The sequence below is a fragment of the Sphingomonas sp. Leaf242 genome, assembly GCF_001422045.1.
GTDB lineage: Bacteria > Pseudomonadota > Alphaproteobacteria > Sphingomonadales > Sphingomonadaceae > Sphingomonas.
Genome location: NZ_LMLW01000009.1, coordinates 1 through 16,335, shown reverse-complemented (window position 1 = coordinate 16,335; position 16,335 = coordinate 1). Strand labels below are relative to the sequence as shown.

Genomic DNA, 16,335 nt, shown 5'->3' with positions numbered 1-16,335 from the left:
GTTGGCGCTGGGTGGTGCACCGATGCCGGCGCACCACCCGTGTATTCTACATCCTGAACGACAGCGATGCCGCGAACGTCCGGCCATTCTTGTAGAACGCGGTCGGACGATCCGGCGTCGCGTTATACTGGAGATACGTCTCGTCGAGCAGGTTCTGCGCGTTGACCGACAGCGTCACCGCCGGCGTCACGTTGAACCCGGCCGAGAAATCGAGCTGGTTGTACGGCGCCACCATCTCGCGCGAGCCGAGACGACCGATCGTCCGGAAATACGCGGTGCGGTAGTTGTAGCTCAGGCGGGCCTGAAACGGTCCGCTCTCGAAATACGGGATCACGTTGACGGTGTGCTTCGACAGATACGGCAGGTTGAGCGCCGCACCGCTGACGTCGACCGACGAGGTGTCGCTGTCCTGGTACGAATAGTTCGCCTGGATGCCGAACCCGCCCCAGATCTCGGTCTGGCCCGATACCAGCACGCCGTTGACCTTGGCCTTGGCGCCGTTGATCGGCTGGCTGACGTTGTAGGTCGTGATGCGGTTCTGCAGCGCGTTGAAGAAATCGACGTTCTGGCGGAAGCTGATGATGTAGTTCTTGATGTCGCGACGGAACAGCTCGACCGCCAGCAGCGTGCCCGAACGCGGATACCATTCCGCGGTCAGTTCGTAGTTGGTCGATTCATACGGCTTCAGGTTCGGATTGCCGCCATTGCCATCGAGCGTCGTGTCGTTGAGCGAGGTCGCTGCCGCCAGATCCTGATAGCGCGGCCGCGAGATCACCTTGGCCACCGCGCCACGCACGATCACCGTCGGCGAGACCGAATAGGCGATGTTGAGGCTCGGCAGGAACTTCAGGTAATCGGTCGAGGTCCGCGTCGGCACCGGCTGCGGGTTGACCTGTGCGCTCGGCGTGGTCGCGTAGTTCGAGACGTCGCGGGTATAGACGACGCGACCGCCGATATTGCCGCGGAACCCGCCCTGATCGAAATTGGCCTGCGCATAAGAGGCGATGACCGTCTCGTGGACCTTGGTCGACGCGCCGATCTTGGTCACCAGCGGCGAGTTGATCGCGCCCGACAGGATATCGATCACCGACTGCTGCGGCAGGTTCAGATACTGCGTCGCGTTGCCGAGCCCACCGCTGCCGTCGAACGTGCCGTTCGGCGTGACGAGCGCCGGCGCACCGAGCTGGGCGATGGTCTGCGACGACTGGAGGTACGTGTTGATACCCCGCGCGTCGATCTGGTTGATATGGTCGGTCGCGCGGCTGCCGAGCAGGATCTCCTTGAACGGTCCGAACTCGACCGGGATGGTCGCGTCATAGCCGCCGAAGATGTCGCGATCGGTGGTGATGCTGAAGTCCTGCCCACCGATCTGCGCCGCGTTCAGCTGCGCGCCGTTGACGATCACCGGGCGCCCTTCGATCTGCGCCGGGTTGTTGTTCGGGTTGGTGAAATAATTCGCCGGGTTGGTCTGATCGCCGACGAAGTTCACCGTCGCGGTGTTGTTGGTGAACGCATAGCTGTACGGCAGCTTGGTCTGCACGTTGAACAGATATTCGGGATCGCGCCCGCCGCTCGCCTTGCTCCAGCCACCCGCGAACGAGATCTTGGCGCCACCGTCGCCTTCGTAGTCGGCGAAGAAGTTGAGGTTGTCGGTCTTCAGCTTGGTCTTGCGCACCAGCGTGTCGAGCTGCGAGCCCTGGTTGGTCGCCGCGCCGAACGAGGCGGCGTTGACGACGCCGTTGCTGATGTTCGCCGATTGCAGCACGTCGCCGGTCCACGCACCCGGGATCGTGTACATCGACTGGCTGTAGTTGTTGTAGTTGCCGTTGATGTGCAGGCCGTTGAGCGTGAGCGTCAGATCTGACGTCGGCCGATACTGGACCGTACCCGACACGCTCTTGCGCTCGCGGGTCTGCTGGAAATAGGCGTAGTTGATGCCGAACGGCGACGCCGCCTTGTAGAGGTCCGCAATCGTCCCCCCGGTGATCGTCGCGCCGGGGCTCTTGAGGCTCAGCGTGCCATCGGCGGCGCGGTTGACGAACGGGCTGTTGTAGGTGCCGTCGGCGTTCGGCGCGACGTTGTCGTAGCCGAAGAACTCGACGCCGGCGCGCGTCAGGCTCTGCTTGTCGTAGGTGGCCGCGACGAGGAAGCCGAACGTCTCGTCCTTGTTCTTCCAGCTGTACAGGCCCGAGCCGCGGAAATTGCCCTTATCGGACCGGTCGTTGTACGTGTAGCCGCCCGAGCCGAAGACCGCATTGGCCTTCAGGTCGAGCGGACGGCGGGTGCGGACGATGACGGTGCCGCCGAGGCTGCCTTCCTCGATGCGCGGCTCGGGCGACTTGTAGACCTCGAGGCGATCGACGAGCTCGGGGGCGAGCAGCGAATAGTTGAAGGTGCGGCTCGACGGATCGTTGTCGTTGCCGCCCCAATCGGCCGACGCGAGCCCGTGGCCGTCGAGCAGCATGCGGTTCAGTGCCGGATCGGTACCGAGGATCGCGACCTTCTCGCCCTCGCCGAAGCGACGATCGATGCTGACGCCGGGGATATGCGAGAGCGACTCTGCGACGTTGCGATCGGGGAACTTGCCGATGTCCTCGGCGGAGATCACGTCGACGACCGCGTTGGCGTTGCGCTTGACCGCGATCGCGCTGCGCAGGCTGCCGCGGATGCCGGTGACGACGATATCGTCGCCGGTTGCGGAGGATGGCGCGGATGGGGCCGCGACTGATGGCGCGGGCGACTGGGTTGCCGACGGGGCGGCATCCTGTGCGACCGGCGTCGCCGACGGCGCGGGATCGGTCTGCGCGAACGCCGCTGGAATGATCGCGACGCATACCGCTGCGCTCGACGCCAACAAAATCTGCTTCCGGAAAATCATTGTCGAAACCCCTTCCTAATCGACGCCGCAGCGCCTTCCCCCGACGCTGTCGGCGTCGCTTCGATCACCTGCCACCTGGTACTGTTTTGGTTACTCTTTGAGTGGGCCGGCAGGCGTAATGTATAACCAATTCATTTTCAGAATCCATCGGAAATTACAGTTTGGTTACCACTCCAGGACACCAACCACGCGATCGTATAATATATAGCCGTATCAATAGCCTAGCGGATTCCGCCGTATCGTTTTGACACACGTGCGCGCCTGCGGTGCCAAGTTCTTGTAATACCACTTCTTACAAGAAACTCGCGGTTCGGGATTGAACCCGGCGATTCGATCGGCCAAACGTAATATAATTACGACGATCGGGAGGGCATCCATGACGCTGGAGATATGCGTCGACGATATCGCGGGATTGGACGCCGCCATTGCCGGAGGCGCCGATCGGGTCGAACTCTGCGCCGCGCTGGCGCTAGGCGGCCTGACGCCGTCACCTTCGCTGATCGCTGCGGCAGCAAGCGCGCCAATTCCGGTCCATTTGCTCGCCAGACCGCGCGAAGGCGGGTTCCACTATACCGCGCGCGAGCTGGCGATGATCGCCGGCGACATCACCGCGGCAGCCGAAGCCGGTCTTGCCGGCGTCGTCATCGGTGCCACCCACACAGATCACAGGCTCGACACCGAAACGCTGGCGTCATTGGTCGCGCATGCCCGATCGGCAGGCACAGCGCGGCGCGCGCCACTATCACTGACGCTCCACCGCGCGATCGATCTGTGCACCGACATGCCTGCCGCGCTCGACGCCGCGATCGCGCTCGGGTTCGACCGTGTGTTGACGTCCGGCGGCGCACCGAAGGCGATCGACGGCCTCGATATGCTCGCCACCTTGCAGCGCCGCGCAGGCGGGCGGATCGCCATCCTCGCGGGAAGCGGCATCGACGCAGACAATGTCGCGGCGTTTCTCGATGTCGGGATCGTCGAGATCCACGCCTCGTGCGGTACGATTGCATCCGATCTCGACGAGGTTGCCGATGCAGAGGCTCTGGCGCGCGAACGCCGTTTCGGCTTCACGACCGCAGGGCGACGCCGCACCGACATCGACCGCGTTCGCGCCCTCAAGGCGGTTCTTACAGACGTGTTACATCAAGCCGCTTGAACAATACCAATACATAACGTATCCCAGATCGGTTGCCGGGCTGCATCTATCGGAGGCCCGCTCCGGCATCAGCGAAAGTCGCCTATATGTCCTTTTCCACAAGCATCGGCCGATTCCGGGACGGCAACCCCGCCCCGCTCTACGTCCAGCTCCAGCAGCTGATCCGCGACGCGATCAACCGCAACGTGCTGGCGAAGGACGACGCCATTCCAGCCGAGCGCGATCTCGCGGTAGAATATGACGTGTCGCGCATCACCGTGCGCAAGGCGATCGGCGGGCTGGTCGAGGAAGGTTTGCTGACGCGGCGTCGCGGCGCCGGCACGTTCGTCGCAACCCGCGTCGAAAAGAGCTTCTCGAAACTCTCGTCGTTCTCGGAAGACATGATCTCGCGCGGCCGCACGCCGAGCAGCGCCTGGGTTAGCCGGACGATGGGAATGGTCACGCCCGAGGAGTCGCTCTCGCTCGGCCTGTCGCCGGGCTCGGCGGTCTATCGCTTCCAGCGTATCCGCTATGCCGACGACGTGCCGATGGCGCTCGAATACACCACCATCGCGGGATACTGTCTGCCATCGATCGATGCGGTGCAGGACTCGCTGTACAAGGCGCTCGAAGTGGCCGGCAATCGCCAGGTGCGCGCGTTGCAGCGCCTGCGCGCGGTCCATTTCAGCGCCGAACACGCCAAGATGCTCGGCGTCGATGCGGGGCATGCGGGTCTGTTTATCGAACGCCGCGGGTTCCTGCGCGACGGGCGGGCGGCCGAATTCACCCAATCCTATTACCGTGGCGACGCGTACGACCTCGTCGCCGAACTCAACGACATCTGACGTCGGCGCGCGCGCGTCGGCCGGGGGGCATCAAGTGAACGAGACTATCCAGGACCGCGCGTCCACTCTGCAAGACGGCACGCTTCAAAACGAAACGCTGCACGACGAAACCCGGACGCTGATGTTCAGCGAGGCCGCCGAATCCGCCGATGCGGTCGCGCGGCTGTTGTCCGCCAACCGCGATGCGTTCGCCGCGCTCGGCGAACGGCTTCGTGCCGCACCGCCTGCCGTGGTCGTGACGTGCGCGCGCGGCTCGTCCGATCATGCCGCGACCTACGGCAAGTACCTGATCGAGACGCTGCTCGGCGTACCCGTCGCGTCCGCCGCCCCCTCGGTATCGTCGGTCTATGCCGCGCCGATGGCGCCCGGCACCGCGCTCGTCATCGCGGTATCGCAGAGCGGCCGCAGCCCCGATCTGCTGGCGACCGTCACCGCGTATCAGAATGCCGGCGCCTATGTCGTCGCGTTCGTCAACGACGAGACGTCGCCGCTCGCGGAAATGGCCGACACGCTGATCGCGCTGAAGGCCGGGCCGGAGAAGTCGGTCGCGGCGACCAAATCCTACATCTGCGCGCTCGCGGCATTCGCCGGCCTGACCGCGGCGTGGTCGCAGAACGACGCGCTGGCGAACGCAGTCGACACGCTGCCGGACATGCTGACGCTCGCATTCGGCGCCGACTGGTCGCCGATCGTCGACGCGCTGGCGAACGCCAACAACCTGTTCGTGATCGGCCGCGGCTATGGCTACGGGATCGCCCAGGAAGCCGCGCTGAAGCTGAAGGAAACCTGCGCACTGCATGCCGAAGCGTTCAGCGCCGCCGAAGTCCGCCACGGGCCGATGGCGATCGTCAACGACGGCTTCCCGGTGATCGCCTTCGCGACCTCCGACACGGCGGGCGACGGCGTCCGCGAGGCGGCGGCGGAATTTCGCGCACGCGGTGCGGTCGTCTGCCTGGCGGATGCGAAGGCGGATGCCGACGGCACCCCGGTCGCGCTGACCGCGCACCCGGCGATCGAGCCGATCCTGATGATCCAGAGCTTCTATCGGATGGCGAATGCGCTGTCGCTTCGCCGCGGACTGAACCCCGACGCACCGCTTCATCTCAGCAAGGTCACGCGGACGGTATGAGCGGCGAGACCATGAGCAACGACGGTAGGAACGGTCTTCGGATGCACTTCGTCAACGGTACGATCGTCACGCGCGATGCGCTGCTGAACGGCGCGACGATCACCGTGGACGGCGACCGGATCGCCGCGATCGACGCACTCGATGGTACGCCGTCCGATGCGATCGATCGCGTCGTCGATCTGGGGGGCGGCTGGCTCGTCCCCGGCTTCGTCGACACGCAGGTCAACGGTGGCGGTGGCGTGCTGCTCAACGACCAGCCGACCGTCGCCGGCATCGCCGCGATCGGTGCCGCGCATGTCCCGTACGGCACGACCGCGTTCATGCCGACGCTGATCAGCGACACGCCCGAGGTGATCGCGGCGACGCTCGACGCGATGGACGCGGCGATCGAGGCGGGCGTTCCCGGCGTGGTCGGCGCGCATATCGAAGGTCCGTGGATCAACCCGTCGCGCAAGGGCATCCATGATCCCGCCAAATTCCGGCTGCTCGACGATGCGATGATCGAACTGCTGATCCGTCCGCGCAAGGGTCGCGTGATGGTGACGCTCGCCCCCGAACTGACCGATGCGGCGTCGATCGCGCGGCTGGTCGCCGGTGGCGTAATCGTCAGCGCTGGCCATACCGATGCGGATTACGAGACGATCATCGACGCGGTCGGTGCAGGCCTCTCCGGCATCACGCATCTGTTCAACGCGATGTCGCCGCTGCTCCACCGTGCGCCGGGCGTGGTCGGTGCGGCACTCGACGATCGCCACGTCTATTGCGGGCTGATCGCAGACGGCCTGCACGTCCACGACGCCGCGCTCCGCCTCGCGCTCAATGCCCGCCCCCACGACCGGCTGATGCTGGTCAGCGACGCGATGCCGTCGGTCGGCGCGGTCGACAAGGATTTCCGCCTTCAGGGGCGGCTGATCCATGTCGAGGACGGCAAGTGCTTCGGCGAGGACGGGACGCTCGCCGGCTCCGATCTCGACATGGCCGGCGCGGTCCGCAACTTCGTCGCACGCACGCAGGCGGACGTGCCTGCCGCGGCAGCGATGGCGGCGACCAACCCCGCCGCCTTCCTCGGCCTGTCGCACGAACGCGGTGCGCTCGCGCCTGGACTGCGCGCCGACTGGGTCGCGCTCACCGCCGATCTGAAGCCCGCGGGCACCTGGATCGGCGGCCAACTCGTCGCGGGCAGGACGTGAACCGATGAAGCCGATCATCCTGACGTCGCCCCTCCAGGGCTGGGCATCGCCTCTCGAGGCGGTCCCCGACCCGGTCTTCGCCGAACGGATGATGGGCGACGGGATCGCCGTCGATCCGACCGGCGACTGCCTGCACGCACCGTGCGACGCGGTCGTGCTCAGCGTCCATGCGAGCGGCCACGCGATCACGCTGCGTACGCCAGAGGGCGCCGAGATCCTGATGCACATCGGGCTCGACACGGTCGCGCTCGGCGGGCGTGGGTTCAGCCCGTGCGTGACCGAGGGCGCAAGCGTCCAGCGGCTCGACCCGCTGATCCGCTTCGACCTCGACCTGCTGGTCTGCGAAGCGCGCGCGGTCATCACCCCGGTGATCGTCACCAACCCCGAGCGCTTCACGATCGTTCGTCGCGAAACCGGCAAGCTGGTCGGCATAGGCGAGGCGATCATGACGCTCGAACCGCGCGATGCCGCCGACGTGGCGGTGGTCGAGGGCGACACGGTCCGCCGCACGATCGTCGTGCCACTGGTCCACGGCATCCACGCGCGGCCAGCAGCCCGGATCGGCGAGATCGCGCGGAAATTCGTGTCTGAAGTCAAAATCACGAAGGATGAGCGCGAGGGCAACGTCCGCAGCCCGGTCGCGCTGATGGCGCTCGGCGTAAAGCTCGGCGATGAGATCACGCTCGCCGCCACCGGCCCGGACGCTGCGGATGCGCTTGCCGCAATCGGCGACCTGATCCTCGGCGGTATGGGCGAGAAGGCCGGGTCCGGTGCCCCCACGCCCCCGGCAGCATCACCGCCCACTTCCGTGTTCCCCCGCGAAGGCGGGGGCCCAGGAATCACGAACGACGGCGCTGCTGGGTCCTGGGCCCCCGCCTCCGCGGGGGAACAAGGAGCGCGAAAGCCTGCCACAACCCTCCCCGCCGACGGCCGCCTGCCCGGCGTAACCGCCTCCCCCGGCATCGCGATCGGCCAGGCCGGGCTCTTCCGCCTCGCCGAGATCGCGGTGACCCGCGAAGGTGCAGGCGCAACCACCGAACGCGCCGCACTCGACGCCGCGCTCGGCTTGGTCGCGGCCCGTCTCGCAAGCAAATCCGCCACCGCAACCGGCGCCGAGCGCGCGATCCTGTCCGCGCATACCGCGTTGCTCGACGACCCGACGCTGACCGAAGACGCCCACGCCGCGATCACGCAAGACGACAGCGCCGCCTACGCGTGGCGCACCGCGATCCGCGGCCAAGCCGATGCGCTCAAAGCGACCGGCGACGCGCGCCTCGCCGAGCGCGCCGACGACATGCTCGATCTCGAACGCCAGGTGCTCCGCGCGCTCGCCGGCGAAGACCTCGACGAACGCCTGAGTTTCCCGCCCGGCACGATCCTGCTCGCCGACGACCTGCTCCCCTCACATCTGCTCGGCCTCGACACCGCGTCGATCGTCGGCTTCTGCGTCGAGCGCGGCGGTCCGACCTCGCACGTCGCGATCCTCGCCGCGACGATGGGCCTGCCCGCCCTGGTCGCAGTCGGCCCCGCCCTCGCCGAGATCACGGCGGGCACGCCGCTGATCCTCGACGCCGGCGCCGGCCTGCTCCACGTCGCACCGGACGCCGAAACGCAGGCGACCGCGCAAACCGCGTTCGACGCGCAGACCGAACGCCGCCGCGCCGCACTTGCCAACGCCGCGCAGGAATGCCGCACGCAGGACGGCGTCAGGATCGAAGCCTTCGCCAATCTCGGCTCGGCCGACGACGCCGACGCGGCCGTCCGCAACGGCGCCGAAGGCTGCGGACTGCTCCGCACCGAATTCCTGTTCCTCGAACGCGAAAGCGCGCCCAGCGTCGAGGAACAGACCGCCGACTACCAGCGCATCGCCGACACGCTCGACGGTCGCCCGCTGATCGTCCGCCTGCTCGACATCGGCGGCGACAAGCCCGCGCCCTATCTGCCGATCGCCGCGGAAGAAAACCCCGCACTCGGCCTGCGCGGCATCCGCGTCGGTCTCGCCTATCCCGAGATGCTCGACGCCCAGTTGCGCGCGATCCTCGCGGTCCGCCCCGCCGGCCAGTGCCGGATCATGGTCCCGATGATCGCAAGCCTCGCCGAACTCCGCAGCGTCCGCACCGCACTTGACGCCGCTGCCGCCGCGACCGGGCATACCGAGCATGTCGCGCTTGGCATCATGATCGAGACACCCGCCGCCGCGGTCACCGCCGACCTGCTGGCCAGCGAAGCCGACTTCCTGTCGATCGGCACCAACGACCTGACACAATATGCGCTCGCGATGGACCGCGGAAATCCGGCGGTCGCGAGCGACCTTGACGGGCTCCATCCCGCCGTTCTGCGCCTGATCGCGCGGACCTGCGAAGGCGGTGCGGTCCACGGCAAATGGACCGGCGTGTGCGGCGGCCTCGCCTCCGATCCGCTCGCGGTACCGATCCTGATCGGGCTCGGCGTCACCGAACTCTCGTCCGCGCCGGCACTCGTGCCTGAAATCAAGGCGCTCGTCGCGACGCTCACGATGGACGCCTGCCGCGCGCATGCCGCAGCCGCCATGAACTGTATCTCAGCCGCGGACGTGCGAACGCTCGCCCGGGAGTTTCGCCCATGAAGTCCGTGCTCGAAGCCCTCCAGCCGCTCGGCCGCGCACTGATGCTGCCAATCGCGGTGCTGCCTGTTGCCGGCCTGTTGCTGCGGCTCGGCCAGCCCGACATGCTCGACATCGCGGTGCTCAGCGCCGCCGGCGACGCGATCTTCTCGCACCTTGGCCTGCTGTTCGCGATCGGCGTCGCCACCGGGTTCGCGCGCGACGGCAACGGCGCCGCGTGTCTCGCGGGCGTGGTCTGCTACCTCGTGACGACGCAAGGCGCACAAGCGCTGATGACCGTCCCCGCCGACGCACTCAAGGGACTGACCGGCGACACGATCGCACTCGCCACCGCCGCCTGGAAAGCCAAGGCGATCGCCCGGCTCGACGTCCCGATCGGTATCCTTTCGGGGCTGATCGGCGGCAGTTTCTACAACCGCTTCTCCGCCATCGCGCTCCCTGAATATCTCGCCTTCTTCGGCGGACGTCGGTTCGTGCCGATCGTCAGCGGCGTCGCGGGCCTCGTACTCGGCATCATCGTCGGCCTCGGCTTCGGCGCGCTCAGCACCGGCATCGACGGCTTGAGCTACGGGATCAGCGGCGCCGGCGGGTTCGGCCTGTTCGCGTTCGGGTTGCTCAATCGCCTGTTGCTCGTCACCGGGCTGCACCATCTGCTCAACAACATCGTCTGGTTCGTCGCCGGCGACTACCACGGCACGACGGGCGACCTCCGCCGCTTCTTCGCCGGCGATCCGACCGCCGGTGCCTTCATGGCCGGGTTCTTCCCGGTCATGATGTTCGGCCTGCCCGCCGCCTGCCTCGCGATGTACCATTCGGCGCTGCCCGAGCGTCGCAAGGCGGTCGGTGGCATGCTGCTCAGCCTCGCGCTCACCTCGGCGCTGACCGGCGTGACCGAGCCGATCGAGTTCAGCTTCATGTTCTTGGCACCCGTGCTCTACGCGATCCACGCGGTGCTGACCGGCCTATCGATGGCGCTGATGAACGCGCTCGGCGTGAAATTGGGCTTCGGCTTCTCCGCCGGGCTGTTCGACTATGTGCTGAACTATGGCAAAGCGACCAAGCCGCTGCTGCTGATCCCGGTCGGGCTCGCCTATGCCGCGATCTATTACGTGCTGTTCCGCACCGTCATCAAGCGCCTCGACCTGCCGACCCCCGGCCGCGAGCGCGACGCACCCATCGCCGCTGCAACCGTCGCCAAGAGCGAGCGTGGCGCCGCGTTTGCCGAAGCGCTCGGCGGCGCCGCCAACCTGACCAGCGTCGGCGCGTGCACCACCCGCCTGCGCCTCATCGTCGTCGACCAGGGCGCGGTGGATGAGGCACGGCTCAAAGCGCTCGGCGCTCGCGGCCTGATCCGTCCGTCCGACAAGGCGCTCCAGATCGTGCTCGGCCCGATCGCCGATTCGGTCGCGGTCGAGATCCGCGACGCGATCGCCGCCGGTGGCCCAGCCCCGGTCGTCGCCGAACCGGCCGCCGATGTCCCGGCGGACATTCGCCTGACAGCCGCGACGATCGCAGCACTGGGCGGCACCGACAATATCGAGGCCGCCACGCGCCACGGCACGCGACTGCGCATCCGCCTGCACGACGCCGACCGCACCTCGCTATCGTCGCTCGAAGCGCTCGGCGTCCACGCCGTCGCCCGCCCCGCCCCCGGCCTCGTCCACCTGCTGTTCGACGGCAACCGCGCCGCGTCGCTCATCGTCACCTGAGCGATGCCAGGCCCCGGTGGAAGGTTGCTCGACGACTTTTCGGCACTCTGGTGAAATACTAGGATCGACAGATGATGCGACACTCGGCCCTGCTCCCCGTCTCGATTATAGCCGCGGCGATGGCGGGTTGCTCACCCTCCTCCCAGCCCACCGCGCCGGAAACGCGTAACGCGACCGCGCCGGCGCCTACGGAGACACGCGCGACACCGGCCACGCCCAAGGCCGTCACCGATACCCACTTGAAGCCGACGCCGGGCGTGCTGAAGACCTTCGGCGACTGGGCAGTCGGCTGTGACAATGGCCTGCGGTGCACGCTCGCCGCGCTGCTGCCCGAAGCCGGCATTGCGACAAGCAGTGGATCGCCGATCACACTGAACATCACGCGCGAACCCGGCCCCGCCGGTGCAGTCTCGGTCAAGATCGCAACGGACAACGCGCAGGCGGCGCAACCCGCCAGCTTTGCGGTCGACGGCAAACCCACCGCGTTACGCGACGCAGCTGGCCTCGCTGCGGCGATGGCGAACGGCACGACGTTGACTGTACGCGGAGCGGATAATCGCACACTCACGACGCTGTCGCTGAAAGGCGCCGCCGCCGCGCTCCGCTACATCGACGCGCAACAAGGCCGTGTCGGCAGCACCGACGCGATCGTCGCCAAGGGCTCCGCCCCGTCACGCGCGCTCACGCCGCCGCTCCCGGCCGTCGCTACGATCGCGCCGTCGGGCACTGCCGCCAAGCTTACCGCCACCCAGATCGCAACGCTGCGCAAACGCGCCACCTGCACCGCCGAGGGCTTCACGCCCGAAACGCACGCGCTCGGCGGCGGCAAGTCGCTGGTCATATTCCCCTGCTCGACCGGTGCCTACAATCTGATCAGCGCGCTCTTCATCGTCGACGGCGCCGGGATCACCCCAGCCCAGTTCGACGCCCCGGCAGGCTTCGAGGCGACCGGTGCCGACTCCGGCACTCCCGTCAAAAGCGTCATAAACGGCGCGTTCGAAAACGGCGTCCTGACCAGCGACGCAAAGGGCCGCGGCCTGGGCGACTGCGGCGTCCATCAGAGCTTCGTCTGGGACGGCACCCGCTTGCGCCTCTCCGAACAGTCGGAAATGCGCGAATGCCGCGGCAACGCCGACTTCATCACCACCTGGCGCGCCCGCGTGATCCGGCCCTGACCCGCCCCCTCCCCTTCGGGGGAGGGCACGAGTAGGGCACGGATGACGCGTCGGAATTCAGCTCGCGGTTATTCCTGGATCGAACTTGCGTCTTCGCCTTTCAATAGAACGCGCGTCGCGGTCTCGACATCGTCTTTGCGCATGAGGCTTTCGCCGACCAGGAACGACGTGATGCCGGCAGCCTGGAGCCGCTGGCAGTCAGCGTGCGTGAAAATGCCGCTTTCGCCGATGATCAGGCGATCGTCGGGTACCATCGGCGCCAGCTTTTCGCTGTTCGTCAGGCTGACTTCGAAGGTCCGCAGATCCCGATTGTTGATACCGATCAGCGGCGAGGACAGTTTCAGCGCTCTCTCCATTTCCGGTTCGTCATGGACCTCGACCAGAACGTCCATGCCCAGCGCGAAAGCCCGGTCCTGGAGGCGAACCGCGTCGTCATCGGACAGCGATGCCATGATCAGAAGGATGCAGTCCGCACCCCAGGCGCGGGCTTCGTCCACCTGATAGGTTTCGAACATGAAGTCCTTGCGCAGCGCCGGCAGGCTGCAGGCCGCACGAGCGGCGGTGAGGAACGCCGGCGCACCTTGGAAGCTCGGCGCATCCGTCAGCACCGAAAGACATGCCGCGCCGCCTGCTTCATACGCGCGCGCGAGGGCGGGTGGATCGAAATCCGAACGGATCAGGCCCTTCGATGGACTGGCCTTCTTGATTTCCGCGATGAGCCCGAACAGGCCGGCGCTTTGCCGGGCGACCAGGGCCTTGTGAAAGCCGCGTGGAGCCTCCTGATCGGCTTGCATCGCCCGGAGGTCGGCAAGCGATACCGTGGCTTTCGCGGCCTCTATTTCCTGGCGCTTATAGGCTTCGATTTTCTTGAGGATGCTGGTCATGTCAGATGCAATTCCTTTGGTCGCTGCTGCCAGAGACGGCGTCGGCCGTCCGGAGGCGTGCAGGTGGACGGCTTCTACAGGGCAACGACCGGGCGCGCATCCGGCCGAACCGGCCATTAATCGCAGCGTTCGATCATCTCGGCGATTGGCTAGAGGCCGAGGTGGGCGCCCGGCGCACTTTTGTCCGCCCGGACGCGCGGTTCGGCGAGGGCATATTCGCCAAATCACGGCTAGGTTGCCCATGTCTGCAACTGGGCGTAAGCGGAATGGCCAAGATGGAGAGGAAAGCGGTCTGGCGGCTATTGGTGTGTCCGGAGCGAATAGCGGATGTTGCGCTTCGTGGCAGGCGCGATACGATGTTGACATGATCGACGCCAAACCCGAGACAATCAAGGCTGAGGCGGCCGACCTTCGGTCCTTGGCGTCCGCTCTGACCGGCTACACAATCTCTGTCGATCATGGGCGCATATCTGCGTTGTGGCTGTGGCGCAGTGGCCAAGCACCCTTGCTGGTTACAAGCGATAGCCGCGACATCGTATTTAAATTCGAAGTGTTCACTCTCGCGATCCAAGCACCTCTTTATTCGACTTTGCGGGAGGGCGAGCAGGAAGCCGTAGGTCGCGCGGTAAAATGGCCATTTTTTGAGTGGCGAGTCGATGTTCTATGGATACACGACTGGAGCATCCCCGTCGAAGCGTTACCAGACGGATGGTATAGTAGCTCTAAGGATCGGTTTTTCGGCCAAGTTCCCGCCGGGGCGGAGCACACTTGCTTGGTAGCCAAAGCCCTACTTTTCACTGGATCAGATGGTAGTCGGTTAATTATTGACCAAGGCGAAATGCCACTCGACCTTTATGTGACCACTGATCCCAAGTTCATTAATCAAGCGATTTCGGATGCGATGCTAATGCCGCTCGACCGGTATCTTGAAGGGGCAGTTCCAACGGTCAGGGACGATATGCTCCAGGCGCAGTGCGCTTATGGGGTCGATCTTTGATTAGTTTAACGGCGACAATTGGGCGAAAGCGGACGGCCGGAATGAGAAGGAAAGCGTCCGGGCGGCTTTCGGGGCCGCACCCGGGTAAACCTGCCATCGAATGCGCTCGCCAAATGCATCAGGTTTTTGCATCGGCGGATACCCAGCTTTCCAACCGTTCTCTGGCCGATGCGAAATCGGTGAGTTTTGCATCAAATCGGATTACCAGACGGTCTTGAGTACCTCAGTGGCAGCGCTGCGTAGCAGGGGTTCGTTTCGTAACTGCACTTGGGGTCCGACGCGTTCAGCGAAGGGCATGAATGATCTTTGATCATTTTTCTGCATAGCGGCGCATGCTTGGCCAATCTCGGTGGCGCTAAGCGACTGCCAGCTACTGACCAAGTTCTTCTCCCACTCTGCGCTGTGACGCCTAACGGCCGCGTCGATTGCCTGCGCAAGCTTCTGGTCACCCGAAGCTCCGTCCCGTGCCTTGACCATAGCAGCAGTCTGGGTTCGCCCAACTGCCATGGTCAGTATCGACCTGAACTGCTCGGCCGGCTTCATCGAGGCAACGAGGCCCTGTGCATCGTGAGTAGCGCACTGTGCAGACGCGCTGCCGCAGCTGGCGAGGGCTACAGACGCGGTGACGATCGTGAGAAGGCGTATCATGCTCAAAGCATGCGCTTGAAGGGTTAGGATTAACTGAACGAAGGCGGATTGCCTCCAACCCTCTTAAGCCCGCCGCGCTACTGTCCGGCCTGATGCAAAACTTTTGATTTTTGCATCACGTCACGGCCGAGCTGGCATCATCGTGATGAACGGATGTCCGCTTTCGAAACTGCAAGTTGCAGCCGTAACGTCCGAGTGTGGGCGGGAGCAGACATTAACGCGCAGGGTTGATGTGGCCCGGCTATTCAGGCGGCAGCGAGGGCCCCGGTCGCACAACAGGCGCATCCTTCGTGGAAAACTCGACGGCAAAAGCCTGGACAGATTCAGTCGGTCTGTTCGCAACATCTAAAACTGGTTTGAAGGTGACGGAAGTCGCGGCGACCTTGCAGAGGGCACGGTCGAGCGCATCGGGCGACGCGCGGCCATACAGCATGTTCCTGCACGTGAGCACTTTGCCGGTTAGACCCACGATCAGTGAAGAAAACCGCCTAGCGAAAACAGCGCCTGGGTCAGGCAAGCGCTCAACTACCAGCTGGAGATCAACAGATGGTGGAATCAGGCCTCCATCTTTGAAAAATGTTACTCCTGCGCTTATTGTTCCGTATGCCGGTTTCCCATCACCACCAAGCGCCGGCTGCCCCTTGATACCAAGGTATAGCTTGCAACCGGCTGTGTCCAACTTGGGATGGCCGCTTGGAACGACGACATCGCAATGTATAATTCTTCCGGTTGGATCAACCGTTAGGAGGAGTCTTGCTGTGGCGCCTGCGTCCTTCGAATCGTAGCCATAGCGAAAAGGACCGGTCATTTGCGACGGCCGTAGCGGACTAATGATAGGCGGACGCGGGTAATCCACGTCCGTCACCCCGGCTAGGAGCAATACGATCATTCCAGCCCCCCCCCTCCTCACCGTCGGCCAGCGGAGACCCTTCTCTCTTCGGCGCGCCAGTGTTTTTCTGCAATATCATGAAATGCAAGGCAAGCGCTCTAGCTAAGCTACAGACGTTCGCCCGGTTTGATCAATGATCGTCTACAATTGGGCGATACTAGGGCTCAGACTCATTCACATCCAAAAGGCGACCGCTGTTGCGAGCGCGACAGCTGACAGGAAGTTAGCCGCAAGCTTGTCGTAACGGGTAGCGATGC

10 protein-coding genes are annotated in these 16,335 nt (G+C 65.3%); 8 read left to right on the top strand and 2 right to left on the bottom strand.

Translation table 11 applies throughout. The features are described from left to right. Window positions 1–46: 46 nt before the first annotated feature. Entirely contained in the window at window positions 47–2,878 is a 2,832-nt protein-coding gene (locus tag ASF09_RS11375) for a TonB-dependent receptor (RefSeq protein ID WP_060526351.1), read from the bottom strand. Between the two features lie 376 nt (window positions 2,879–3,254). Here ASF09_RS11375 and ASF09_RS11370 point away from each other — a divergent pair, with 376 nt between their 5' ends. The 7 genes from ASF09_RS11370 to ASF09_RS11340 all read left to right on the top strand — a co-directional run bounded on the left by ASF09_RS11370 (window position 3,255) and on the right by ASF09_RS11340 (window position 12,660). After that, complete coding sequence (locus tag ASF09_RS11370; protein WP_060526350.1) at window positions 3,255–4,031, top strand: copper homeostasis protein CutC; 777 nt, start codon at window positions 3,255–3,257, stop codon at window positions 4,029–4,031. 86 nt (window positions 4,032–4,117) lie between these two features. Beyond that, window positions 4,118–4,855 (top strand): GntR family transcriptional regulator, encoded by a 738-nt coding sequence (locus ASF09_RS11365; RefSeq protein ID WP_056052211.1) that lies wholly within the window; start codon window positions 4,118–4,120, stop codon window positions 4,853–4,855. A 121-nt stretch (window positions 4,856–4,976) separates the two neighbouring features. After that, window positions 4,977–5,984 (top strand): SIS domain-containing protein, encoded by a 1,008-nt coding sequence (locus ASF09_RS11360; RefSeq protein ID WP_056053102.1) that lies wholly within the window; start codon window positions 4,977–4,979, stop codon window positions 5,982–5,984. Next, window positions 5,981–7,174 carry an N-acetylglucosamine-6-phosphate deacetylase gene (gene nagA, locus ASF09_RS11355; RefSeq protein ID WP_235529809.1) on the top strand — a complete coding sequence of 398 codons (1,194 nt, stop codon included), beginning with the start codon at window positions 5,981–5,983 and terminating at the stop codon, window positions 7,172–7,174. Before ASF09_RS11360 ends, nagA begins: the two co-directional genes overlap by 4 nt. 4 nt (window positions 7,175–7,178) lie before the next feature. Then, the gene (gene ptsP / locus ASF09_RS11350; protein ID WP_060526348.1) at window positions 7,179–9,779 is read left to right on the top strand and encodes a phosphoenolpyruvate--protein phosphotransferase; all 2,601 of its coding nucleotides are present in this window, start codon (window positions 7,179–7,181) and stop codon (window positions 9,777–9,779) included. Continuing rightward, window positions 9,776–11,485 (top strand): N-acetylglucosamine-specific PTS transporter subunit IIBC, encoded by a 1,710-nt coding sequence (gene nagE, locus ASF09_RS11345; protein ID WP_060526347.1) that lies wholly within the window; start codon window positions 9,776–9,778, stop codon window positions 11,483–11,485. The genes ptsP and nagE overlap by 4 nt, the downstream gene beginning before the upstream one ends. A gap of 71 nt (window positions 11,486–11,556) precedes the next feature. After that, window positions 11,557–12,660: a DUF1176 domain-containing protein gene (locus ASF09_RS11340; protein ID WP_060526346.1), complete on the top strand. Its 1,104-nt coding sequence runs from the start codon at window positions 11,557–11,559 to the stop codon at window positions 12,658–12,660. A gap of 68 nt (window positions 12,661–12,728) precedes the next feature. Here ASF09_RS11340 and trpC read toward each other — a convergent pair whose 3' ends face one another. Further along, the gene (gene trpC, locus ASF09_RS11335) at window positions 12,729–13,544 is read right to left on the bottom strand and encodes an indole-3-glycerol phosphate synthase TrpC (RefSeq protein WP_060526345.1); all 816 of its coding nucleotides are present in this window, start codon (window positions 13,542–13,544) and stop codon (window positions 12,729–12,731) included. A gap of 364 nt (window positions 13,545–13,908) precedes the next feature. On the opposite strand from trpC, the gene ASF09_RS11325 reads away from it, so the two are divergent. Further along, on the top strand, window positions 13,909–14,541 hold the full coding sequence (locus ASF09_RS11325) for a hypothetical protein (RefSeq protein ID WP_060526343.1): 633 nt from the start codon (window positions 13,909–13,911) through the stop codon (window positions 14,539–14,541). The last annotated feature ends 1,794 nt before the right edge of the window (window positions 14,542–16,335 follow it).